Origin of the sequence: Thioclava sp. ES.031 (assembly GCF_002563775.1) — a bacterium.
In the GTDB taxonomy this organism is placed as follows: Bacteria; Pseudomonadota; Alphaproteobacteria; order Rhodobacterales; family Rhodobacteraceae; genus Thioclava.
This window is the reverse complement of sequence record NZ_PDJO01000001.1, coordinates 224,926-245,562: the sequence shown is the minus strand read 5'-3', so window position 1 is coordinate 245,562 and position 20,637 is coordinate 224,926. Positions and strand designations below refer to the sequence as shown.

Annotated in this window: 25 protein-coding genes; 19 read left to right on the top strand and 6 right to left on the bottom strand. The window is 65.4% G+C overall.

The window, feature by feature from the left end:
• Positions 1 to 27 precede the first annotated feature (27 nt).
• Together rpoZ and folK are read right to left on the bottom strand one after the other, a co-directional pair.
• Positions 28 to 384: a DNA-directed RNA polymerase subunit omega gene (gene rpoZ, locus AXZ77_RS01275; protein WP_098409730.1), complete on the bottom strand. Its 357-nt coding sequence runs from the start codon at positions 382 to 384 to the stop codon at positions 28 to 30.
• Positions 385 to 482: 98 nt separating this feature from the next.
• Positions 483 to 1,043 carry a 2-amino-4-hydroxy-6-hydroxymethyldihydropteridine diphosphokinase gene (folK, locus tag AXZ77_RS01270; RefSeq protein WP_098409729.1) on the bottom strand — a complete coding sequence of 187 codons (561 nt, stop codon included), beginning with the start codon at positions 1,041 to 1,043 and terminating at the stop codon, positions 483 to 485.
• A 149-nt stretch (positions 1,044 to 1,192) separates the two neighbouring features.
• Here folK and AXZ77_RS01265 point away from each other — a divergent pair, with 149 nt between their 5' ends.
• From AXZ77_RS01265 to AXZ77_RS01235, 7 genes are all read left to right on the top strand, one after another.
• A complete protein-coding gene (locus tag AXZ77_RS01265) occupies positions 1,193 to 1,756 on the top strand; it encodes an NYN domain-containing protein (RefSeq protein WP_098409728.1) in 564 nt (187 codons plus the stop codon).
• An 84-nt stretch (positions 1,757 to 1,840) separates the two neighbouring features.
• Positions 1,841 to 2,287 carry a YqaA family protein gene (locus AXZ77_RS01260; protein WP_098409727.1) on the top strand — a complete coding sequence of 149 codons (447 nt, stop codon included), beginning with the start codon at positions 1,841 to 1,843 and terminating at the stop codon, positions 2,285 to 2,287.
• A 60-nt stretch (positions 2,288 to 2,347) separates the two neighbouring features.
• Positions 2,348 to 3,295 carry a 4-hydroxy-3-methylbut-2-enyl diphosphate reductase gene (ispH, locus tag AXZ77_RS01255; protein ID WP_078541705.1) on the top strand — a complete coding sequence of 316 codons (948 nt, stop codon included), beginning with the start codon at positions 2,348 to 2,350 and terminating at the stop codon, positions 3,293 to 3,295.
• Positions 3,295 to 3,723, top strand: coding sequence for a DUF3429 domain-containing protein (locus tag AXZ77_RS01250; protein WP_078570792.1), 429 nt, complete (start codon positions 3,295 to 3,297; stop codon positions 3,721 to 3,723). Before ispH ends, AXZ77_RS01250 begins: the two co-directional genes overlap by 1 nt.
• 5 nt (positions 3,724 to 3,728) lie before the next feature.
• Positions 3,729 to 4,334, top strand: a complete 606-nt coding sequence (locus tag AXZ77_RS01245; protein ID WP_098409726.1) for a glutathione S-transferase family protein — start codon at positions 3,729 to 3,731, stop codon at positions 4,332 to 4,334.
• Positions 4,327 to 4,791, top strand: coding sequence for a ribonuclease HI (gene rnhA, locus AXZ77_RS01240; RefSeq protein WP_098412397.1), 465 nt, complete (start codon positions 4,327 to 4,329; stop codon positions 4,789 to 4,791). Before AXZ77_RS01245 ends, rnhA begins: the two co-directional genes overlap by 8 nt.
• Positions 4,788 to 5,444, top strand: coding sequence for a trimeric intracellular cation channel family protein (locus AXZ77_RS01235; protein ID WP_078522350.1), 657 nt, complete (start codon positions 4,788 to 4,790; stop codon positions 5,442 to 5,444). The genes rnhA and AXZ77_RS01235 overlap by 4 nt, the downstream gene beginning before the upstream one ends.
• A 10-nt stretch (positions 5,445 to 5,454) precedes the next feature.
• On the opposite strand, the gene AXZ77_RS01230 is transcribed toward AXZ77_RS01235, so the two are convergent.
• Entirely contained in the window at positions 5,455 to 6,171 is a 717-nt protein-coding gene (locus AXZ77_RS01230; RefSeq protein ID WP_098412396.1) for an LrgB family protein, read from the bottom strand.
• A complete protein-coding gene (locus AXZ77_RS01225) occupies positions 6,164 to 6,520 on the bottom strand; it encodes a CidA/LrgA family protein (RefSeq protein ID WP_098409725.1) in 357 nt (118 codons plus the stop codon). The genes AXZ77_RS01230 and AXZ77_RS01225 overlap by 8 nt, the downstream gene beginning before the upstream one ends.
• A gap of 241 nt (positions 6,521 to 6,761) precedes the next feature.
• Here AXZ77_RS01225 and smc point away from each other — a divergent pair, with 241 nt between their 5' ends.
• The 6 genes from smc to AXZ77_RS01195 all read left to right on the top strand — a co-directional run bounded on the left by smc (position 6,762) and on the right by AXZ77_RS01195 (position 14,163).
• Positions 6,762 to 10,220, top strand: a complete 3,459-nt coding sequence (gene smc, locus AXZ77_RS01220) for a chromosome segregation protein SMC (protein WP_098409724.1) — start codon at positions 6,762 to 6,764, stop codon at positions 10,218 to 10,220.
• 127 nt (positions 10,221 to 10,347) lie between these two features.
• Positions 10,348 to 10,803 (top strand): RidA family protein, encoded by a 456-nt coding sequence (locus tag AXZ77_RS01215; protein WP_098412395.1) that lies wholly within the window; start codon positions 10,348 to 10,350, stop codon positions 10,801 to 10,803.
• Positions 10,800 to 11,567 carry a glycerophosphodiester phosphodiesterase family protein gene (locus tag AXZ77_RS01210; protein ID WP_176535927.1) on the top strand — a complete coding sequence of 256 codons (768 nt, stop codon included), beginning with the start codon at positions 10,800 to 10,802 and terminating at the stop codon, positions 11,565 to 11,567. Before AXZ77_RS01215 ends, AXZ77_RS01210 begins: the two co-directional genes overlap by 4 nt.
• Before the next feature lie 57 nt (positions 11,568 to 11,624).
• Positions 11,625 to 12,812 (top strand): GNAT family N-acetyltransferase, encoded by a 1,188-nt coding sequence (locus AXZ77_RS01205; RefSeq protein WP_098409722.1) that lies wholly within the window; start codon positions 11,625 to 11,627, stop codon positions 12,810 to 12,812.
• 40 nt (positions 12,813 to 12,852) lie between these two features.
• Positions 12,853 to 13,734, top strand: coding sequence for a mechanosensitive ion channel family protein (locus AXZ77_RS01200; RefSeq protein WP_098409721.1), 882 nt, complete (start codon positions 12,853 to 12,855; stop codon positions 13,732 to 13,734).
• Positions 13,735 to 13,791: 57 nt separating this feature from the next.
• Positions 13,792 to 14,163, top strand: coding sequence for a 4a-hydroxytetrahydrobiopterin dehydratase (locus AXZ77_RS01195; protein WP_078541694.1), 372 nt, complete (start codon positions 13,792 to 13,794; stop codon positions 14,161 to 14,163).
• 56 nt (positions 14,164 to 14,219) lie between these two features.
• Here the strand turns inward: AXZ77_RS01195 and AXZ77_RS01190 are convergent, their stop codons facing one another.
• Complete coding sequence (locus tag AXZ77_RS01190) at positions 14,220 to 14,708, bottom strand: peroxiredoxin (RefSeq protein ID WP_098409720.1); 489 nt, start codon at positions 14,706 to 14,708, stop codon at positions 14,220 to 14,222.
• A gap of 82 nt (positions 14,709 to 14,790) precedes the next feature.
• On the opposite strand from AXZ77_RS01190, the gene AXZ77_RS01185 reads away from it, so the two are divergent.
• The 3 genes from AXZ77_RS01185 to AXZ77_RS01175 are packed head-to-tail and all read left to right on the top strand — an operon-like array spanning position 14,791 to position 17,215.
• Positions 14,791 to 15,990, top strand: a complete 1,200-nt coding sequence (locus tag AXZ77_RS01185; protein ID WP_098409719.1) for an NAD(P)/FAD-dependent oxidoreductase — start codon at positions 14,791 to 14,793, stop codon at positions 15,988 to 15,990.
• A complete protein-coding gene (rsmD, locus tag AXZ77_RS01180) occupies positions 15,987 to 16,550 on the top strand; it encodes a 16S rRNA (guanine(966)-N(2))-methyltransferase RsmD (protein WP_098409718.1) in 564 nt (187 codons plus the stop codon). The genes AXZ77_RS01185 and rsmD overlap by 4 nt, the downstream gene beginning before the upstream one ends.
• Positions 16,547 to 17,215 carry an HAD family phosphatase gene (locus tag AXZ77_RS01175; protein WP_255266383.1) on the top strand — a complete coding sequence of 223 codons (669 nt, stop codon included), beginning with the start codon at positions 16,547 to 16,549 and terminating at the stop codon, positions 17,213 to 17,215. The genes rsmD and AXZ77_RS01175 overlap by 4 nt, the downstream gene beginning before the upstream one ends.
• A gap of 75 nt (positions 17,216 to 17,290) precedes the next feature.
• On the opposite strand, the gene map is transcribed toward AXZ77_RS01175, so the two are convergent.
• On the bottom strand, positions 17,291 to 18,100 hold the full coding sequence (gene map / locus AXZ77_RS01170) for a type I methionyl aminopeptidase (RefSeq protein WP_078541690.1): 810 nt from the start codon (positions 18,098 to 18,100) through the stop codon (positions 17,291 to 17,293).
• A gap of 117 nt (positions 18,101 to 18,217) precedes the next feature.
• Here map and AXZ77_RS01165 point away from each other — a divergent pair, with 117 nt between their 5' ends.
• The 3 genes from AXZ77_RS01165 to AXZ77_RS01155 are packed head-to-tail and all read left to right on the top strand — an operon-like array spanning position 18,218 to position 20,621.
• Positions 18,218 to 18,946 (top strand): molybdopterin-binding protein, encoded by a 729-nt coding sequence (locus tag AXZ77_RS01165; RefSeq protein ID WP_098409717.1) that lies wholly within the window; start codon positions 18,218 to 18,220, stop codon positions 18,944 to 18,946.
• A complete protein-coding gene (locus AXZ77_RS01160) occupies positions 18,943 to 19,656 on the top strand; it encodes a GNAT family N-acetyltransferase (protein WP_098409716.1) in 714 nt (237 codons plus the stop codon). The genes AXZ77_RS01165 and AXZ77_RS01160 overlap by 4 nt, the downstream gene beginning before the upstream one ends.
• Positions 19,653 to 20,621: an OmpA family protein gene (locus AXZ77_RS01155; protein ID WP_098409715.1), complete on the top strand. Its 969-nt coding sequence runs from the start codon at positions 19,653 to 19,655 to the stop codon at positions 20,619 to 20,621. The genes AXZ77_RS01160 and AXZ77_RS01155 overlap by 4 nt, the downstream gene beginning before the upstream one ends.
• Positions 20,622 to 20,637: the final 16 nt, after the last annotated feature.

Below are 20,637 nucleotides of genomic sequence, written 5' to 3'. Positions count from 1 at the left end.
TCGCGCTCGTTCCGGCCAATCAGTAGATTACTCGCGCCCCTGCGCGTCCATCAGCGCGCGCAGCATACGCTCTTCGCTCATGTCGTCTTCGACGGCACGATCGGGGGTCTCACCACCCATGAGCATCGCCATTGAGTCCTCTTCGGGCTCGTCGACCTCGATCTGGGTCTGGTTGCTCTCGATGAGACGCTCACGCAGATCCTCGGCCGATTGGGTCTCCTCGGCGATTTCGCGCAGAGCGACGACGGGGTTTTTATCGTTGTCACGCTCGACCGTGAGGGGAGCGCCAGCAGCGATTTCGCGGGCACGATGCGAAGCGAGCATTACCAGCTCGAAGCGGTTCGGAACCTTGTCAACGCAATCTTCAACCGTCACGCGGGCCATGAATCTCTCCAGAAGAACTCGGATTGAGGGCCCTACTTAGGCTTTGCAGTGCAGAAACACAAGCGCCCATCCGGCCCGTCCGCAGGGTTTTGACCACGTTACAGAGGGGAAATCGGGGATTTTTCCGCCTCGGGAAGGGCGGCGAGCATTTCCATCACGCTGTCACCCGTGATCGGGTGGCGCCAGAGCGGTGCAATTTCGGCAAGGGGAATCAGCACGAAAGCCCTGTCCTGCAAGCGCGGATGCGGCAGGATCAGGTCGGTCGGGGCCTCGTGCTGCTGCGCCTCCGGCGGAAGGTTTTTCCAGCGCAGGAAGCCCTCGCGATCCGGCAGAACCCGATCCTCGCAGGCGATCAGATCGAGATCGACCACCCGTGCGCTCCAGCGCCCCTCTCGCACACGGCCAAATTCCTCTTCCACCGCATGAAGTTGCGCCAGCGCGTCAGGCGGTTGCAAACCGCTTCGCATTTTGCAACAAGCATTCACGAAATCGGGACCGGACCCTTCGGGAACGGCAGGTGTCGACCAGAAACGACTGGCGGCGATCAAGGAAAACCCCAATTGCTCAAGCCGCTCGATCGCGGCGCAGAGCGTGGCGCGAGGAGAACCGAATTGGCTAGGTAGATTCGCTCCGAAAGCGACCAAATAGTTAGTGTCCATAAAGACAGATTCCGTTTCCCTCGCGAAATGCGATATGTCCTAATTAAATCTGGTCGGCCCCGCGCCTGTGCAAGACAAATAGATGCGCGTTTTCTTTCCGTATCGGCACCTGCGCGAATTGGTCCACCCTACCTGTGCAAGAGGACTGTATGTTCTACAAGGACGAACGACTCGCCCTGTTCATAGACGGATCTAATCTTTATGCGGCCGCCAAGGCGCTCGGTTTTGATATTGATTACAAGCTGTTGAGACAAGAATTCGAACGTCGCGGCAAACTTGTACGCGCCTTTTATTACACCGCTCTCCTGGAGAGTGAAGAATATTCGCCGATCCGCCCGCTCGTTGACTGGTTGAACTACAACGGCTTCGCGATGGTCACCAAACCGGCGAAGGAATACACGGATTCCATGGGCCGCCGGAAGGTGAAGGGCAACATGGACATCGAGCTGGCCGTCGATGCGATGGAACTCGCACCGCGCCTCGATCATATCGTGCTGTTCTCCGGCGATGGCGATTTCCGGCCGCTGATCGAAAGCCTTCAGCGTCAGGGTTGCCGCGTCTCGGTCGTCTCGACGATCCGCTCGCAGCCGCCGATGATCGCCGACGAGCTGCGTCGTCAGGCCGACAATTTCATCGAACTCGACGCGCTGCGCGAAGTGATCGGGCGTCCGCCGCGCGAACCGCGCGAAGGCGAGAACGGCGACGAAAGCTGATCCGGGACCTGACGCGACCCGTAATTCGTGCTTGAAGGGGCGTGCAGATCACCTGCGCGCCCTTTGTCTTTCGCGGAAAGCTTGATGCTCGAAAACGTCTCCCTCCTCGGCCTCTTCGTCTCGGCGCTTCTGGCGGCGACGCCGATCCCGTTCCAGTCGGAGCTCCTATTCGTCGCGCTGCAGACGCTCGGCACCGAGAATATCTGGCTGATGATCCTCATCGCTGCCGTGGGCAACACGATCGGCTCGCTCGTCACCTACGGGATCGGGCTCGGCGTGACCCGCTGGAAGAACCGCAAATGGTTCCCCGCGACCGAGGCACAGCTCGCGCGGGGCCATCGCTGGTTCGAGCGCTGGGGGATCGGGCTGCTGCTGCTGAGCTGGGCGCCCGGCGGCGATCTGATCTGCCTGATTTCCGGTATCCTGCGAATGTCGCTGTGGCTTTTCATTCCGCTGGTCTTCGTGGCCAAGGCCGGACGCTACGCGGTGCTGGCATGGCTGACGGCGGAAGCGATCAAACTCGCAAGCTGATCGCCTCTGGACGCGAGGCGGACGGGGCTTTAGGTCTGAACCCGAACAAAGGAGCGCGCGATGAAACCCTCCCTGACCCTTTATCTGGCGGCCCCGCGCGGCTTTTGCGCGGGCGTCGACCGGGCGATCAAGATCGTCGAGATGGCGATCGAGAAATGGGGCGCACCGGTCTATGTGCGCCACGAGATCGTCCATAACAAATACGTCGTCGACAGCCTGCGCGACCAAGGCGCGGTCTTCGTGGAAGAGCTCGACGAATGCCCCGATGACCGGCCGGTGATCTTCTCGGCCCATGGCGTGCCGAAATCGGTGCCCGCCGAGGCGTCGCGGCGCGAGATGATCTATGTCGACGCGACCTGCCCGCTGGTGAGCAAGGTCCACAAGGAAGCCGAGCGGCACTCGAACGAGGGGCTGCAGATGGTCATGATCGGCCATGCGGGCCACCCGGAAGTGCTGGGCACGATGGGGCAGCTGCCCGATGGCGAGGTGCTGCTGGTCGAGACGGTCGAGGACGTGGCCAAGATCACGCCGCGCGATCCCGATCGGCTGGCCTTCATCACCCAGACCACGCTCTCGGTCGATGACACGGCGGCGATAGTGGCCGCGCTGCAGGACCGGTTCCCGAAGATCGTCGGCCCCGCCAAGGAAGACATCTGCTACGCCACCACCAACCGTCAGGCATCGGTGAAGGCGATGGCCGATCAGATCGACGCGCTGCTCGTGATCGGCGCGCCGAACTCGTCCAACTCGCGCCGTCTGGTCGAGGTCGGCAAAGCCTCGGGCTGCGCCTATTCGCAGCTGGTGCAGCGCGCCGCAGATATAGACTGGCGCGCGCTGGAGGGTGTGCAGACGGTCGGCGTGACCGCGGGCGCGAGCGCGCCGGAAGTGCTGATCGACGAGGTGATCGACGCCTTCCGCCAGCGCTATGACCTGACCGTCGACCAGATCGAAACCGCCCGCGAGGACATCGAATTCAAGGTGCCCCGCGTTCTGAGAGAGGCGTCGTGATGCGCGAAATCGGCCCGAAAATCCCCGGCGGCGCTTTGCTCCTTGGCCTTGCCGGGCTGATCCCGTTCCTCTGGGGCGTGCTAGTTGTGCAGACCGGCCAATTCGCCTTCATCGCGGACCCGCGTGTGGCGGTGCTCGCCTATGGTCTGATGATCTTCTGCTTCATGGCAGGCAGCCTCTGGGGCTTCGCCGCAAGCGCGGAATGGGAGACCGGTTATTTCCTCGCCGTCGCTCCGGTCATCTTCTTCATCGCCTTCGTGGCGCTCGGGATGCCGGTGAATTTCGTGCTGATCCTGGGCTTCCTCGCGCTCTTGCCGCTCGACTGGCTGTTCCAGAAATTCGGCCATACGCCGCGCTGGTGGCTCAAACTGCGCATCGGCCTGACCGTCGTCGTCGTCGCCTGCCTGATCGCGCTTGTGAGGACCTGAACGAGATGAAGCTCTATTCGATGCCCTCCTCGGGCAACAGCTACAAGGTGCGCCTGCTGATGGCGCTGCTCGGTCAGAGCTACGACCGGGTCGATGTGGAATACAACACCGACGCTTTGGCCGAGGCTCATGAGAGCGGTGCGCTGCCCTTCGGCAAAGCGCCCGCGCTGCATCTCGATGACGGGCGCGTGCTGGCGGAATCCAACGCGATCCTGACCTATCTCGGCGAGGGCTCGCGCTTTATCCCCGAGGACCGGTTCGCCCGCGCGCAGATGCTGTCGTGGATGTTCTGGGAGCAGAACCAGCACGAGGGCGTCATCGCCGTGCGCGCCGCGATTCTGTGCTATCCGCATCGCGCGCATGAGCGCACGCAGGAGACGCTCGACGCGCTGGAAGTGCGCGGCCACGTCCTGCTGGGCATCATGGAGCAGCGGCTGGAGCAGGCGGATTGGCTCGCGGGCGACACGATGAGCCTCGCCGATATCTGCCTTTACGCCTACACCCATACCGCCGACACGCGCGGCGGCTATGATCTCGAGCCCTTCCCGGCACTGCGCCGCTGGCTCGACCGGATCGCAGCACTCGACGGCTATGTGGGTCTCGATGCCTGAGCTTTACGCATGGACCGATGGCGCCTGCAGCGGCAATCCCGGCCCCGGCGGCTGGGGCGTCTTGATGCGCGCGATGGACGGCGACAGCGTCGTCAAGGAGCGCGAGCTGAAGGGCGGCGAAGCCGAGACCACCAATAACCGGATGGAGCTTCTGGCCGCGATCAACGCGCTGGAGACCCTGACCCGCGACACCGCGATCACGATCACCACCGACTCCGCTTACGTGAAGAACGGCGTGACCGGCTGGATCCACGGCTGGAAGCGCAACGGCTGGAAGACCGCCGCGAAGAAACCGGTGAAGAACGTCGATCTCTGGCAGCGGCTGGACGAAGCGCAGCGCCGCCACCGCGTGACGTGGGAATGGATCAAGGGCCATGCGGGCCACCCCGAGAACGAGCGCGCCGACGAGTTGGCCCGCGCCGGGATGGAGCCCTTCAAACCGGCCAAGCAAAAATGACCGCCCTGCCCGACTGGCTGGGGGAGTTTCCCTTGGGCGCGGCGCTGGATTATGCCTCGGTGCTGGTCTTCGCGCTGACCGGGGCGCTGGTCGCCTCGCGCCAGCAGCTCGATCTCGTGGGCTTCATCTTCATTGCCGCGCTGACCGCTATCGGCGGCGGCACGCTGCGCGATCTGCTTCTGGGCCGCGACCCGGTCTTCTGGGTTGGCGACCCGACCTATGTGCTGATCGCGGCGGGGGCGGCGGTGGTCGTTTTCTTCACCGCGCATCTTCTGGAAAGCCGCTACCGCGCGCTGCTGTGGCTCGACGCCTGCGCCTTGGCGGTCGCGGTGCCTGCGGGCGTCGCGATCACGATGCGGCTGGAGCATGGCCCGGTGATCGTGCTGATCATGGGCATCGCCACCGGCACATTCGGCGGGCTGATGCGCGACGTGGTCTGCAACGAGGTGCCGCTGGTTCTCAAACAGGGCGAGCTGTATCTCTCCTGCGCGTTTGCGGGGGCCATGAGCGCGGTAATCGCAACCGCGCTCGGGGCGGATACGCTGATCGCGCTGTTGATCTGCGGCGGCGTGACCTTTGCGCTGCGGGCCGGATCGCTGCGCTTCGGCTGGAAGCTTCCGGTCTACAAGGCGCGCCCGCCGCGCCAATACTGACGGAAGGCGATTAACCGAAGTAACTCAGCACCACCGGCGCGAGGAAGGCGGTCAGCACCGCGTTCAGCCCCATGCCGATGGATGCAAAGGCGCCCGCGGTCTCATGCACCTGAAAAGCCCGCGCCGTGCCGATGCCGTGGGCGGCCACACCCACCGCAAAACCCCGCGCCCTCCAGTCGCGAAAACCCAGCAGGTTGAGCATCGGCGTCACCGTGATCGCCCCGATCATGCCGGTAAGGATCACCAGCGCCGCCGTCAGCGAAGGCTCCCCGCCCAAGCTTTGCGAAATCCCGATAGCCACCGGGGCCGTCACCGATTTCGGCGCGAGCGAGGCGAGCAGTCCCGGCCCCGCGCCCATCGCCTTCGCAATCGCCAGAACCGAGACGATGGCCGTGACCGACCCCGCGATCAGCCCCGCCGCGATCGGCAGCAGGGCGCGTTTCACTTTCGGCAGGTTCGCATGCAGCGGCACGGCCAGACAGACCGTCGCCGGGCCCAGCATGAAGTGCACGAATTGCGCCCCGTCGAAATAGCGCTGATAGGGCGTGTCCGTCATCAGGAGCACCGCGCCGAGGATCACCACCGCGATCATCACCGGATTGGCGAAGGGGTTGCGGTTCACGCTTTTGAAGATCGTATCCCCGATCCAATAGGCGATCAGCGTCGCCCACAGCCACAGCAGCGGTTCGGAGGACAGGTAGGACCAGAGCTTGAACGGATCAGTCATCGACATTGCTCCGGGTCAGCTTCGCCACCGCGACGAAGACCGTCGCGCCGACCACGATCGCCAGCATGGTCGAGATCACCAGCGCCACCGCCAGCCCCACCCCATGCTCGCGCAGCGCGCCGAGGTGGGCGACGATCCCCACGCCCGCAGGCACGAAGAGAAGCGACAGGTGTTGCAAGACGAACTGGGCCGTAGGGCGCACGATCTGCTGCACCTTGCCCGAGACGCTCATGAGCAAAAGCAGGAAGATCATCCCCAGAACCGGGCCGGGAAGCGGCAATTGCATAGCGCGGGACAGGATCTCGCCGGCGAGTTGGCAGGCGAGGATCAGGGACAGGGCTGGGATCATCGGACGGCTCCTTGGGACGCTTTCGATGCTAAGCCTCCGCGCGCAAAAGGAAAAGACAGACGAGGTGCATACCAGGTGGTCTCAGCCGGCACGTCGCACCACCCGAAACCCTGCGCGAGAATGCGCCAATATATTGTGGATAACAGCCCCATCATAGCCAGATGCGGTGTCTTCCCATTGACTCGCAGGCCTGCTCTACGGACACTTCTCAGAACTCGGTCAGATTCGGAAAGTTCGGCAATTGCGCTTCTCTCGGCTTCGTCTCAACGGTTTCAAGAGCTTCGTGGACCCCACGGATCTCGTGATCCATGACGGGCTGACCGGCGTCGTCGGGCCCAATGGCTGCGGCAAGTCGAACCTCCTGGAAGCGCTGCGCTGGGTGATGGGCGAGAACCGCCCCTCGGCGATGCGTGGCGGCGGGATGGAAGACGTGATCTTCGCGGGCGCCTCGTCGCGGGGCGCACGCAATTTCGCGGAAGTCGCGCTGCAGATCGACAATACCGAGCGGCTCGCGCCCTCGGGGTTCAACGACAGCGACGGGCTGGAGATCGTGCGCCGGATCACCCGCGATGCGGGCTCGGCCTATAAGGTGAACTCCAAGGACGTGCGCGCCCGCGACGTGCAGATGCTGTTCGCCGACGCCTCGACCGGCGCGCATTCCCCCGCGCTGGTGCGGCAGGGCCAGATTTCCGAACTGATCAACGCCAAGCCGAAGAACCGCCGCCGCATCCTCGAGGAAGCGGCCGGGATTTCGGGCCTCTATCAGCGCCGCCACGAGGCGGAGCTGAAGCTGAACGGCGCCGAACAGAACCTGACCCGCGTCGATGACGTGATCGAGCAACTGGCTTCGCAGCTGGCCACCCTCGCCCGGCAGGCGCGCCAGGCCGCGCGCTACCGCACCATCGGCGAAGAGCTGCGCCGCGCCGAGGGGATGCTACTGTATCGCCGCTGGCGCGAAGCCGATCTGGCCCGCACCACCGCCGAAGAGGCGCATCGCGAGAAAGTCGCCGGGGCCGCGCAGGCCGAGAAAGCCTCCCGCGAGGCGGCGAAGGCCCGGCAGGGCAAGGAAGACGCGCTGCCGCCGCTGCGCGAGGAAGAGGCCATCGCGGGCGCGATCCTGCAACGCCTCACCGTGCAGCGCGACGCGCTCTCGGATCAGGAAGATCAGGCGATCGCGCGGATCGAAACGCTGAAGGCCCGGATCGAACAGCTCGTGCATGACATGGAGCGCGAAGCGGGGCTCAACCGCGATGCGGGCGAGACGATCGGGCGGCTCGAATGGGAGCAGGCGCAAATCGCGAAAGCCTCCGAAGGGCATGAAGACAAGCTGGCGGCGGCGGTCGATGCCGCCCATGAGGCAGCGCAGATTTTGCAGGAGCGCGAGGCGCAACTGTCGGAGCTGACCGAGGATGTCGCGCGGCTCGCGGCCCGTCACCAGTCGTCGCAGCGCCTCGTGACCGACAACCGCGCAACGGCGGAGAAATCCGAAGCCGCCGCCGCGCAGTCCAAGCAGGCCGCCGAGGCCGCCGCTGCGGCGCTTGCGAAGGCGAATACGGAATTCGAGGCGGCAGAAGGCGCACAGACACAGGCGCAGGCCGCCGCCGAAGCCGCCGAGGAAGCGCTTGGCCAAGCCGATGACGCGCGCGCCGAGGCGCAGGGCCGCGAAAGCGCGGCCCGCGCGGCACGCTCGGAAGCCGAGGGCGAAGCGGGGGCCTTGCGGGCCGAGGTGTCGGCGCTCGCGCGTCTGGTCGAGCGCGAAGCCTCCAACGGTCAGCAAATTCTCGATCGCGTCCGGGTAGATCGCGGCTACGAGGCGGCGCTGGGTGCCGCTCTCGCCGATGACCTGCGCGCGCCGGAAGTCGGCGAGGATGACGCGACCGGCTGGCAAGCTCTGCCCGACTATCCCGCGCCGCAGCCCTTGCCCGTCGGTGTCGAGCCGCTCTCGGCTCATGTCGATGTACCCGATGTGCTGGTCCGCCGGATCTCGCAAATCGGTCTGGTCGAGGATTACGACGAGGGCGTGCGGCTGCAGGATCAACTGGCCCCCGGTCAGCGCCTCGTCTCGACCGAGGGCGATCTGTGGCGCTGGGACGGCTATCGCGCCGGCGCCGAGGATGCGCCGACCGCCGCCGCGCTGCGCTTGCAACAGCTCAACCGTCTGGTGGAGTTGAAACGCGATCTGGAAGACGCCGAAGCCCGCGCTTCGGGCGCGAAATCCGCCCATGAAGCGCTGACCGCCGCGCTGGCCGACGCCACCCGCGCCGATGCCAGCGCCCGCGAGGCGCGCCGCGATGCGGATCGCCGTCTGGCCGAAGCAGGCCGCGCGCTCAGCCGGGCCGAGGCCGATCGTTCTATCGCCAGTTCCAAGTTGGAAAGCGCCCAGCTCGCCGTCGCCCGCCACGAGGAAGAGGCTGGCAGCGCGCGGATGGCACTGCGCGAAGCGGAGAATGCGCAATCCTCCCTGCCCGATCTGGACGCCGCGCGCGGCGACGTCGAGGCGGTGAAGATGACCGTCGAAGCGGCGCGCATGACGATGATGACCAAGCGCTCCGCCCATGACGAAATCCGCCGGGAAGGCGAGGCGCGGCTGAAGCGTCGGCAGGAGATTACCAAGGAAATCTCAGGCTGGCGGCACCGCTTGGAGACCGCCGAGAAACGCTCCGCCGAGCTGGAAACCCGCAAGATCGAGAGCGAGGCCGAGCTGAAGGACGCCTCCGCCGCGCCCGAGGAACTGGCCGCGAAACGCGCCGAGCTGTCGGAGGCCATCGCCACCGCCGAAGCGCGTCAGGCCGAGGCATCGGACAAGCTGTCGGGTGCGGAAAGCGCCCTGCGCGAGGCACAGCTGGCCGAGCGCGAGGCCGAGCGTCTCGCCGGTGAGGCACGCGAAGCGCGCGCCCGCGCCGAAGCGCGCGTCGATGCGGCCCGCGAAACCGTCGCCTATGCCGCCGAACGTATCCTCGAGGAGACCGAGAAGTCACCGCAGGATCTCCTGGAAAGCCTCGATGCCGACCCCGAGAAGATGCCCGACGCGGAGAAGCTCGACGCGGAAGTGAACCGCCTGAAACGCCTGCGCGAGAGCCTTGGTGCGGTGAACCTGCGCGCCGAGGAAGACGCCCGTGAGGTGCAGGAAGAGCATGACGCGCTGGTGCAGGAGAAATCCGATCTCGAAGAGGCGATCCGCAAGCTGCGCGCCGGGATTTCGGGCCTGAACCGCGAAGGACGCGAGCGTCTGCTGACCGCGTTCGAGCAGGTGAACGAGAATTTCCGCACGCTGTTCACCCACCTCTTCGGCGGCGGTTCGGCAAACCTGCAGCTTGTCGAAAGCGACGACCCGCTGGAGGCCGGTCTCGAGATCATGTGCCAGCCGCCGGGCAAGAAGCTGTCGACGCTGTCGCTGCTGTCGGGCGGCGAGCAGACGCTGACCGCGATGGCGCTGATCTTCGCGGTCTTCATGGCCAACCCCGCGCCGATCTGCGTGCTCGACGAGGTCGACGCGCCGCTCGATGACGCCAATGTGACGCGCTTCTGCGACCTGCTCGACGAGATGACGCGGCGCACCGATACGCGCTTCCTGATCATCACCCACCACGCGGTGACGATGGCGCGGATGGACCGGCTGTTCGGGGTGACGATGCAAGAACAAGGCGTGAGCCAGCTGGTCTCGGTCGACCTGAAGAAGGCCGAGGCGCTGGTGGCATAACGGTGAGGGGCTCCGCCCCGCGCTATCGCGCCCCCGGGATATTTCGATCAAGAAGAAGAGACGCGAATCCGCTTGCGGGGAAACAGGCGCGCGCCTAGCCTCGCCGCGAAATTTCATGGAGGGCGCAATGGCCAAGATCGAAGCACGTCTCGAAGAGCTGGGAATTCACCTTCCCGATGCCCCGGCACCGGCGGCGAATTACATGCCCTTCGTGCGCACCGGCAACCAGCTGTTCGTCTCGGGACAGATCTCGAACGGGCCCGAGGGGCTGATCCGCGGCAAGCTCGGCGACGGGATGGATGTCGAAGAGGGCGCGATGGCGGCGCGGTTCTGCGGCCTGGCGCTGATCGCGCAGGCGAAAGCGGCCATTGGCGATCTCGACAAGCTCCGCGTGGTGAAGCTTGTGGGTTTCGTGAATTCGACCCCTGACTTCACCGATCAGCCCAAGGTCGTGAACGGCTGTTCGGACCTGATGGTCGAGGTCTTCGGCGATGCGGGGCGTCACGCGCGTTCGGCGGTCTCGGCGGCTTCGCTGCCGATGGGCGTCGCGGTCGAAATCGAGGCGATTTTCGAGGTCGCGTGATGGCATTGCATCCTGATTTTCTCCGGCTTCCGATCGCGCATAGGGCGCTGCACGACTACACGCTCGGCCGTCCCGAAAACAGCCGTGGCGCAATCCGCGCGGCCATCGCGGCGGGCTACGGTATCGAAATCGACGTGCAACTCTCGGCCGATGGCGTGCCGATGGTGTTTCACGACTACGCGCTGGACCGGCTGACCGCAGAGCGCGGCCCGGTGCGCCAGCGCACGTCGGCAGAGCTTGGCGCGATCCATCTGAGCGGCACGCAGGAGGGCATTCCGACCCTCGCCGAAGTGCTCAAGATCGTGGACGGTCAGGTGCCGCTTCTGGTCGAGATCAAGGATCAGGACGGCGCGCTCGGCCAGCAGATCGGCCCGCTGGAAGAGGCGACGGCGCTGTTGCTGCGCGACTATGAAGGCCCGGTTGCGGTGATGTCCTTCAATCCGCATGCGGTGGCGGCATTCGGCGACCTGGCCCCGGGCGTTCCGGTCGGGCTGACGACCTCGGCCTATCAGCCCAATGACTGGGCGCTGCTGCCCGCAGCCCGCGGCGACGAGCTGCGTCATATCCCCGATTTCGAGCGTGTCGGCGCGGCCTTCATCTCGCATGAGGCGAAGGACCTGAATGCGCTGCGGGTGACCGAGCTGAAATCGCTCGGCGTGCCGGTTCTGTGCTGGACGATCCGCTCGGTCGACGAGGAGGCGCTGGCGCGTCGGGTGGCCGATAACGTGACCTTCGAGGGCTACCTCTCGGCGCTTCCGACTTGACGCCGCGCGCTCAGGGCACAGATTCAGGCAAAGGATGGCCTAACCACCCGGGATCAAATGGATCAAAGCGTTGAAATCACGCTTTATTCGGATATTTCCGAAATAAGTGAAGAAGACTGGAACGCCTGCGCCTGCCCCGAAATCGGGGATGGGGAGCGGGCGTTCGACCCGTTCACCACGCATCGGTTTCTGTACGCCTTGGAGGCCTCCGGCTCGGTCGGGCCGGGGACGGGATGGGATGCGCGACATCTGGTGGCGCGGATGGGCGATCGGGTGATCGGGGTCGCGCCGCTCTACGTGAAATCGCACAGTCAGGGCGAATATGTCTTCGATCACGGCTGGGCCGATGCGTTCGAGCGCGCGGGCGGGCGCTATTACCCCAAGCTGCAATGCGCGGTGCCCTTCACCCCCGTGGCCGGGCGGCGTCTGCTGGTTCTGCCGGGGCTGGAAGAGGCCGGGGGTCGCGCGCTGCTGGCCGGGATGGCGCAGATCGCCGAAGGGGCCGGGGTATCTTCGGTCCATATGACATTCTGCACCGAGGACGAGGCGGCGCTTGCCGCCGAGGCGGGCTGGTTGCCGCGGCTCGGGCAGCAGTTCCATTGGTTCAACGACGATTACGAGAGCTTCGAGCAGTTCCTTGGCGATCTGAGTTCGCGCAAGCGCAAGACGCTGCGCAAGGAACGCCAGCGGGCGCAGGCTTTCGGTGGCGAGATCGTGCAGCTGACCGGCGACGCTATCCGGCCCGAGCATTGGGACGCGTTCTGGCAGTTCTATCAGGACACCGGCGCGCGAAAATGGGGCCACCCCTACCTGAGCCGTGCCTTCTTCGATCTTCTGCACGAGATGCGCGAGGACGTGCTTCTGGTGCTCGCGATGAATGGAGACCGCCCGATTGCGGGCGCGCTGAACCTGATCGGGCGCGATGCGCTCTTCGGGCGCTACTGGGGCTGTATCGAGGATCACCCCTTCCTGCATTTCGAGCTTTGCTACCATCAGGCGGTCGATTACGCGATCGCGCACAAGCTGAGCCGGGTTGAGGCCGGGGCGCAGGGCGAACACAAGCTGGCGCGCGGCTACCTGCCCGTGGCCACCCATTCGGCGCATTGGATCGGCCATGAGGGTCTGCGCGGCGCGGTCGCGGAGTATCTGGAAGCCGAACGCGCCGCCGTGGACCAAGATATCGAGGTTCTGACCGAAATGGGCCCGTTCCGAGCCCCCTCGGGTGGAAGCGACGAGCAGGAGTGATAAGTAACGATGTTAAAGGACATATGAGCGGGAGCGATGAATGAATTTGAATGACCTGACCGATGTCAGCGCGTGGCTGACGCAGGATCGGATCGATGCGGCCATCATGGTTGCGGTGAATGTGGTGGCTGCGCTGGTGATCCTGCTGGTCGCGATGGCGATCTCGGCCTGGGCCAAACGGCGCATCGTGGCGCTGTCGCAGCGCTACAAACGGCTGGACGACACGCTCTTCGGCTTCCTCGGCAATATGGTGAAATACCTGATCCTCGCGATCGGGGTGATCTTCATCCTCAACCGCTTCGGCATTCAGACGACCTCGCTGGCCGCCCTTGTCGGTGCCGCCGGTCTGGCTATCGGTCTTGCGCTGCAGGGCACGCTGTCGAACCTTGCCGCGGGCGTGATGATCATCCTGTTCCGCCCGTTCCGCCAAGGCGATTTCATCGCGGCAGGCTCGGAAAGCGGCACGGTGACCGAGATCCAGCTCTTCTACACGATGCTGACCACCTATGACGGCATCCAGATCATCGTGCCCAACAGCGACATCTGGTCGAGCGCGATCACCAATTTCTCCGCAAATCCGACGCGGATGATGGATCTGACCATCGGCGTCGCCTATGACGCGGACCTGAAGAAGACGCAGGAAGTGCTGGAGAATATCTCGCTCTCCGACCCGCGCGCCCTGCAAGAGCCCGCGCCCGTGATCCGGGTAAAGCAACTGGGTGACAGCTCGGTCGATTTCACCTTCCGGGTCTGGGCCAAGACGGAAGATTTCTGGGGACTTCAGGCGGAATATACCCGCAAGATCAAGGTGGAGTTCGACGCGAACGGCATCGGCATCCCCTTCCCCACGCGGACGCTCGAAGTGGTGCAGGTGCCGAAGATCGAGACCCGCAGCGTGACCCGCGAAAGCGGCGCCGCTTGAACTGGCGGCCCGCTGCTGCAAGGCTGCGGGCCAGCTTAACGCATCAGGGAGTAAGCGATGACATCGAAGCTCGAACCCGAGGAACGCAAGGCGCTGCTCAATGCGCTTGAAGATACCGGATGGCGCGCGGCCGATGGGCAGGATGCCCTGATCAAGCGGCTTCTGTTCAAAGATTTCTCCGCCGCTTGGGGGTTCATGAGCCAAGCCGCGCTTTGCGCCGAGAAGATGGATCACCATCCCGACTGGCGCAATGTCTACAACAAGCTCGAAATCACGCTGACGACCCATGATTGCGGCGGCATCAGCGTCCTCGATATCGAATTGGCCGGCGCGTTGGATTCGCTGGCCGAGGGCGTGGCCGAGGTCGACCGCGATATCGGGCGCCCGGTGATGCGTCTGACCGAACCGGTCGAAAAAGACGAAGACTAAACGAAAAACGCCCGGCTCCTTGGCCGGGCGTTTTCATGTTCCGGTAAGGGCTCGCGTCAGATTGCCGCGAGAAGCCCTTCGCCCGCCGAGGCTTCGCAGGTGCCGGGGCTATCCTCGACATGCAGCAGCTTGACCACGCCATCCTCGACCAGCATCGCATAGCGCTTCGAGCGGTTGATGAGGCCTGCGGGCGGCGCGGTGAAATCCATCTCGATCGCCTGCGTGAACGCGGCTTCCGGGTCGGCCAGCATGGTCAGCCCCGCCTCGTTCGCGCCGGTCTCTTCGCCCCAGGACTTCATCACGAAGGGGTCATTGACGGAGATGCAGACGATCTCGTCCACGCCCTTCTCGGCGAATTGGTCCTTGGTGCGGATGAAGCTGGGCACATGTGCGGTGGTGCAGACGCCGGTAAAAGCGCCCGGAACCGCGAAGATCACGATCTTGCGGCCCTTCATTTTGTCACCAAGACTAACGGGTTGCGGCCCCTCGTCGCCCATCGCGAGGAAAGTCGCGCCAGGAAGAACGTCGCCGGTCGTTAAGGTCATAGAAAGCTCCGATTTGTTCGCGTTGCACTTGTTCCGCCCGTCGATATAGGGTCAAGCGCGAGCCGGGCCAGTGGAGAAAGTCATGGGTGGAATAGTGATCGTCGGCGCGGGACAGGCCGCAGCCTCGATGGCCGCGAAACTGCGGGCGCTGAAATATGACGGTGCGATCACCGTGATCGGCGCGGAGCCCATTCAGCCCTACCAGCGCCCGCCCCTGTCGAAGGCCTATCTGCTGGGCGAGATGGAGCTGGAGCGGCTGACGCTGCGCGCCCCCGACTGGTGGCAGGAGAACGACATCACGCTGCGGCTCGGCACCTCCGTCACCGCGATCGATACCGAAGCGCAGACGGTCACCCTGTCGGATGGCGAGACGCTCGATTATGTCGAACTGGCGCTGTGCACCGGGGCCACGCCGCGTCGGCTGCCTGCGGCGATCGGCGGCGATCTGGGCAATGTCTTCACCGTGCGCAACCTCGCGGATGTCGACCGGATGCAGCCCCATTTCACCCCCGGCAAACGGCTCGTGGTGGTCGGCGGCGGCTATATCGGGCTGGAGGCGGCAGCGGTCGCGCGCAAGCTCGGCCTCGAGGTCACGCTCGTCGAGGCCGCCCCGCGCATCCTCGGCCGCGTCGCCTGCAAGGAAACCGCAGACGCGATCCGCACGCTGCATCGCGAGCGCGGCGTCGAAATCCTCGAAGGCGTCGGTCTGACGCGATTGACCGGCGAGGAGACCGTCACCGGCGCAATCCTCGAGGACGGGCACGAATTGCCCGCCGATTTCGCGATCGTCGGCATCGGCATCACCCCCGACGAAGAGGTCGCCCGCGAAGCCGGCATCCATTGCGAAAACGGCATCGCCGCCGACGCGCAGGGCCGCACCTCCGCGCCCCATATCTGGGCGGCGGGCGATTGCGCCTCCTTCCCCGGTGCCGAGGGACGTATCCGCCTCGAATCCGTCGGCAACGCCATCGACATGGGCGAATTGGTCGCCGCGAACATGCTGGGCGCGGAGCGCGCCTATACGCCGAAACCGTGGTTCTGGTCCGATCAGTTCGACGCGAAGCTGCAAATCGCCGGGCTCAATGCGGGCTACGACCAAGTCGTCAGCCGCCGCGATGACGGCAGCAGCTTCTGGTATTTCCGCGCAGGCCGTCTGATCGCGGTGGACGCGATCAACGACGCGCGCGCCTATATGGTCGGCAAGCGCCTGATCGAAGCGGGCAAGCCCGTGACGCCCGAAACGGTCGAGACCACGGCAGAGCTGAAAGCCCTGATGAAATGAGAATTATCGGTGGGGCGAAACGCGGGCTGAAACTGGCGGATGTGGGTGCGGGCGAGATGGACGCGCATCTGCGCCCCACGACCGACCGCGTGCGCGAGTCGATCTTCAACCTGCTGACCAATGGCGGGCATGGCAATCCGGTGCCCGAGGCGCGGGTGCTCGATCTCTTCGCAGGCACCGGCGCGCTGGGGCTGGAGGCGCTGTCGCGCGGCGCGGCCCGCGTGGCTTTCGTCGATGACGGCACTGCCGCCCGCGCGCTTCTGCGCCGCAATATCGAGGCGATGCGCGCGATGGGCGTGACCGATGTCTGGCGGCGCGATGCGACCAATATGGGTCCAAATCGCGGCCCCGGCTATGATCTGATCTTCCTCGATCCGCCCTATGGGATGGGGCTGGGCGAACGCGCCCTCGCCTCCTGTCTCGAGAATGGATGGATCGCTCCGGGCGCGATGATCGTTTGGGAAGAGAACACCCCGCCGATCCTTCCCGCGCGCCTCGAACAGCTCGACCAGCGCCGCTATGGCGACACGCTCGTAACCCTTGCCCGGATGTCTGAATGACGCACCACCCGAAGATCCCCCATGCCGTCCTGTTCGATTGCGACGGGGTGCTCGTCGACAGCGAGCCCGCGACCTTAGACCTGATCCAGGAAGAATTCGCCCGCTACGGCGTGCACAAGACGATCTCCGAACTGGAAGACGCCTTCATCGGCTCCACCATCGAGAATGTCTATCAATGGGGCCGCGCGCATGGGGCCGATCTGCCCGAGGGCTGGGTCGACAGCTATTACGAAGGGCTCTACGCCCGGCTGCGCGAGGGGACCGAGCTGATGCCCGGCATCCCGCGCCTTCTCGCCCGGCTCGATGCGGAGGGAATTCCCTTCGCGGTCGGCTCGAACGGACGCCAGGCGAAGATGGAGGCGACGCTCGGGCAGCACCCGGATATCCGCACGCGGCTGGAGGGGCTGCTGTTCTCAGGGCAGGACATGGGACTGCCCAAGCCGAAGCCCGATCTCTACATCCATGCCGCGCGCCATTTGGGCGCCGATCCGACCGCCTGCGTGGTGATCGAGGATAGCGCCACGGGCGCGCGCGCGGCGAAAAACGCAGGCATGCGCTGCCTCGGCTATTCGCCGAAAGGCGCCAATCCGAAGCTCGCGGCGGAAGGGGCGGAATTGTTCACCGACATGGCCCAGGTGCCGCGACTCATCGGCCTCGATCCCTGACCTTCGGCTTGGCGAAAGTATCCCGGGGGGGCTGGCGCAGCCAGCGGGGGCAGAGCCCCCACCGACCCCTGAACCTCAGCGCCAGGTCGGGTGGAAGCGCCCAGCCGGTGAGGTGGTGAAGATCTCGCAGCCATCGGCGGTCACGCCGACCGAATGCTCGAACTGCGCCGACAGCGATTTGTCCCGCGTCACGGCGGTCCAATCATCGGCCAGAACCTTGGTCTCGGGGCGGCCCAGATTCACCATCGGTTCGATCGTGAAGATCATGCCCTCTTCCAGCATCGCGCCGGTGCCCGCGCGCCCGTAATGCAGCACGTTCGGCGGCGCGTGGAAGACCTTGCCCACACCGTGGCCGCAGAAGTCGCGCACCACCGACATGCGGTTGCTTTCGACGAATTTCTGGATCGCGTGGCCGATATCGCCAAAGGTGTTGCCGGGCTTCACCTGCTCGATGCCGACCATGAGCGAGTCATGGGTGACCTGAATCAGACGCTCGGCCTTGCGGCTCAGATTGCCCGCGACATACATGCGCGAGCTGTCCCCGAACCAGCCGTCGAGGATCACGGTCACGTCGATATTGATGATATCGCCGTCCTTCAGCTTCTTGTCGCCCGGGATGCCGTGGCAGACGACATGGTTCACCGAGATGCAGCTCGCGTGCTGATAGCCCCGATACCCGATGGTCGCCGAGGTGGCGCCCAGCTCCCCCACGCGGCGTTCGATGAAGGCGTCGAGTGCTGCGGTCGTGACCCCCGGCTCCACCAGATCGGCGACTTCGTCGAGAATTTGCGCCGTCACCTGCGAGGAGGCGCGCATTCCCGCAAAATCGCTCTGATCGTAGATCCGGATTCCGTCCTTCGTGGTGCGGCCCTGAGTATCGTCCAACGGTCTGCTCCTTAAGGGTTTCGGCCTTTAGATAGTCACAAAAGCGGGGCTTGGCCAGTGCCCGGGCTTTTCGCGCCCCGTTCCGCGCCCTATACCAAGTCGAAAGGAGCCTCACAGATGCCAAATCCCACCGCAGCGATCCTGATCATCGGCGATGAAATCCTCTCGGGGCGCACCCGCGAGGGAAACGCGCATTATCTGGCCGGACAGCTGGTCGAGCGCGGAATCACCTGCCGCGAAATCCGCGTGGTGCCGGACGACAATGACGTGATCGTGGCCGCGGTGCGGGAGCTCTCGGCAGCCCATGATCACCTTTTTACGAGCGGCGGAATCGGCCCGACCCATGACGACATCACCGCCGATGCGGTGGCGGAGGCGATGGGCGCGAAGCTCGACGTGCGCGAGGATGCCAAGGCGATCCTCGCCGCGCATTATGCCGCGCGCGACACCGAGTTCACCTCCGCGCGGCTGCGCATGGCGCGGATCCCCGACGGGGCGGTTTTGATCGAGAACCCGATCTCCGCCGCGCCGGGCTTCTCGCTAGGCAATGTCCATGTGATGGCGGGCGTGCCGAACATCTTTCAGGCGATGGTCGAAGGGCTTTTGCCGAAGCTCACCGGCGGCGCGCCGATGCTCTCGCGCAGCCTTCAGGTGCTGCGCGCGGAATCCTCGGTGGCCGACGATCTGCGCGCGCTGGCAGGCCGCTACCCAGACCTCTCGATCGGCTCCTACCCCTTCGTGCAGGAGGGCCGTTACGGCACCAATCTTGTGCTGCGCGGCACCGATCCCGTTCAGGTCGACGCGGGCTTCGCCGATCTGAAAACCGCCTTCCCGGAGGGCACATGATCGACGCTTACGCGATCATCGACGCGACCTGGCCCGCAGCCGAATATCGCCGCGCGGGCGGGTTTCTGATCCGCGACGGTCAGGGCGGCGGGTCGCGCGTCAGCTGCGCGACGCTCGAAGTGCCGCTCGAGCAGGCCGACATTCCGGCCGCCGAAGCTACGCATCGCGCCTTGGGCCAGGGTCCGCGCTTCATGATCCGCGCGGGCGACGAGGCGTTGGATGCGGTCCTGGAGGCGCGCGGCTACGAATCCTATGACCCGGTGCGGATCTGGTCGGCTCCGATCGCCGCGATGCAGGGCGAGGTGCCGCCCGTGACTGCTTTCGCCCACTGGCCGCCGCTGCAGATCGCCCGCGACCTCTGGACCGAGCTTGATGTCGGACCCGAGCGCCAAGCGATCATGGATCGCGCCGAGGTGCCGAAAACCTGCGTTCTCGGCCGCAAGGAAGACCGGGCCGCAGGCGTTGCCTATATCGGTCTCTACGAGGGGGCGGCGATGCTCCACGCGCTCGCCGTCGCGCCAAAATACCGCCGGATGAGCCTCGCGCGCGAGATGATCCATGAGGGCGCTCGCTGGGCCGCCGAGGCCGGGGCGGAGCGGTTCGAGATGATCACGACGCTCGCCAATGACGCCTCGAACACGCTCGCGGAAAGCTTCGGCATGGAAGTGCGCGCGCAATATCACTATCGCCGCGCGCCGGAGGTGGCATGACCCGCCGGGCGACCCTTCTTCTGGCCGCTCTGCTGGCCGTCCCCCTGTCCCACGCGGCGCTGGCCGCATCGGCGGATCTGCAACTGCCCGCTGGCGCCACCCAATCCGCGCAGGAAACAAGCCCCGCCACCAGCTACCAGTTGGCGGTCGGGCCGTGGCAGGACGGTCAGCTCGACACCCGCGATCTCGAGGGCGCGCGCTCCGACACCGCCTATCAGCTGCGGGCCAATCAGAACACGACGCTGCAAATCCTCGCACCCCTGCGCGATCAGCTCGAACAGGCGGGCTACGACATTCTCTATGAATGCGACACGCAAGCCTGCGGCGGGTTCGATTTCCGCTACGCGCTCGACCTGCTGTCGGAGCCCGCGATGCATGTCGATCTGGGCGACTTCCGCTATATCGCGGCGCGCAAGGGGGCCGATTATTTCGCGATCACCGTGTCGCGGTCCTCCGAGTCGGGCTTCATTCAGGTGACCGAGATGCGGGTGCAGGACGTCACGCCCGCCCAGCCCGACGATCCGCTCGCCCCGCCGCAAACCGCGCCGATTCTGCCGCGCGCCGATGCGCCCGCCGTCGCCCCCTCCGCGCTTGCGCAGACGCTGGAGGCGCAGGGGTCGGTCGCGCTCGACGATCTCGACTTTCCGTCCGGGGCCTCCGCGCTCGGTTCGGGCGATTTCGCCTCGCTGCAGGCGCTGGCCGAGTTCCTCAAGGCCAATCCCGATTTTCAGCTGATGCTGGTGGGCCATACCGATGCGGTGGGCTCGCTCGCGGCCAATATCGCGCTGTCGAAGAAACGCGCGCAATCGGCACGGCAGAAGCTGATCGGCGATTACGGGGTGGCGGCGTCGCAGGTCAGCGCCGAGGGGGCGGGCTTCCTCGCCCCGCGCGCGAGCAACCTGACCAAAGAGGGGCGCGAGAAAAACAGACGGGTCGAAGCGGTTCTCACCTCGACCCGGAGTTAGCGCCAGCCGGCGGAAT

Coding starts and splice junctions, on each gene's coding strand:
- rpoZ (WP_098409730.1), bottom strand. CDS start 384: ATGGCCCGCGTGACGGTTGAAGATTGCGTTGACAAGGTTCCGAACCGC.
- folK (WP_098409729.1), bottom strand. CDS start 1,043: ATGGACACTAACTATTTGGTCGCTTTCGGAGCGAATCTACCTAGCCAA.
- AXZ77_RS01265 (WP_098409728.1), top strand. CDS start 1,193: ATGTTCTACAAGGACGAACGACTCGCCCTGTTCATAGACGGATCTAAT.
- AXZ77_RS01260 (WP_098409727.1), top strand. CDS start 1,841: ATGCTCGAAAACGTCTCCCTCCTCGGCCTCTTCGTCTCGGCGCTTCTG.
- ispH (WP_078541705.1), top strand. CDS start 2,348: ATGAAACCCTCCCTGACCCTTTATCTGGCGGCCCCGCGCGGCTTTTGC.
- AXZ77_RS01250 (WP_078570792.1), top strand. CDS start 3,295: ATGCGCGAAATCGGCCCGAAAATCCCCGGCGGCGCTTTGCTCCTTGGC.
- AXZ77_RS01245 (WP_098409726.1), top strand. CDS start 3,729: ATGAAGCTCTATTCGATGCCCTCCTCGGGCAACAGCTACAAGGTGCGC.
- rnhA (WP_098412397.1), top strand. CDS start 4,327: ATGCCTGAGCTTTACGCATGGACCGATGGCGCCTGCAGCGGCAATCCC.
- AXZ77_RS01235 (WP_078522350.1), top strand. CDS start 4,788: ATGACCGCCCTGCCCGACTGGCTGGGGGAGTTTCCCTTGGGCGCGGCG.
- AXZ77_RS01230 (WP_098412396.1), bottom strand. CDS start 6,171: ATGACTGATCCGTTCAAGCTCTGGTCCTACCTGTCCTCCGAACCGCTG.
- AXZ77_RS01225 (WP_098409725.1), bottom strand. CDS start 6,520: ATGATCCCAGCCCTGTCCCTGATCCTCGCCTGCCAACTCGCCGGCGAG.
- AXZ77_RS01215 (WP_098412395.1), top strand. CDS start 10,348: ATGGCCAAGATCGAAGCACGTCTCGAAGAGCTGGGAATTCACCTTCCC.
- AXZ77_RS01205 (WP_098409722.1), top strand. CDS start 11,625: ATGGATCAAAGCGTTGAAATCACGCTTTATTCGGATATTTCCGAAATA.
- AXZ77_RS01200 (WP_098409721.1), top strand. CDS start 12,853: ATGAATTTGAATGACCTGACCGATGTCAGCGCGTGGCTGACGCAGGAT.
- AXZ77_RS01195 (WP_078541694.1), top strand. CDS start 13,792: ATGACATCGAAGCTCGAACCCGAGGAACGCAAGGCGCTGCTCAATGCG.
- AXZ77_RS01190 (WP_098409720.1), bottom strand. CDS start 14,708: ATGACCTTAACGACCGGCGACGTTCTTCCTGGCGCGACTTTCCTCGCG.
- AXZ77_RS01185 (WP_098409719.1), top strand. CDS start 14,791: ATGGGTGGAATAGTGATCGTCGGCGCGGGACAGGCCGCAGCCTCGATG.
- rsmD (WP_098409718.1), top strand. CDS start 15,987: ATGAGAATTATCGGTGGGGCGAAACGCGGGCTGAAACTGGCGGATGTG.
- AXZ77_RS01175 (WP_255266383.1), top strand. CDS start 16,547: ATGACGCACCACCCGAAGATCCCCCATGCCGTCCTGTTCGATTGCGAC.
- AXZ77_RS01165 (WP_098409717.1), top strand. CDS start 18,218: ATGCCAAATCCCACCGCAGCGATCCTGATCATCGGCGATGAAATCCTC.
- AXZ77_RS01160 (WP_098409716.1), top strand. CDS start 18,943: ATGATCGACGCTTACGCGATCATCGACGCGACCTGGCCCGCAGCCGAA.
- AXZ77_RS01155 (WP_098409715.1), top strand. CDS start 19,653: ATGACCCGCCGGGCGACCCTTCTTCTGGCCGCTCTGCTGGCCGTCCCC.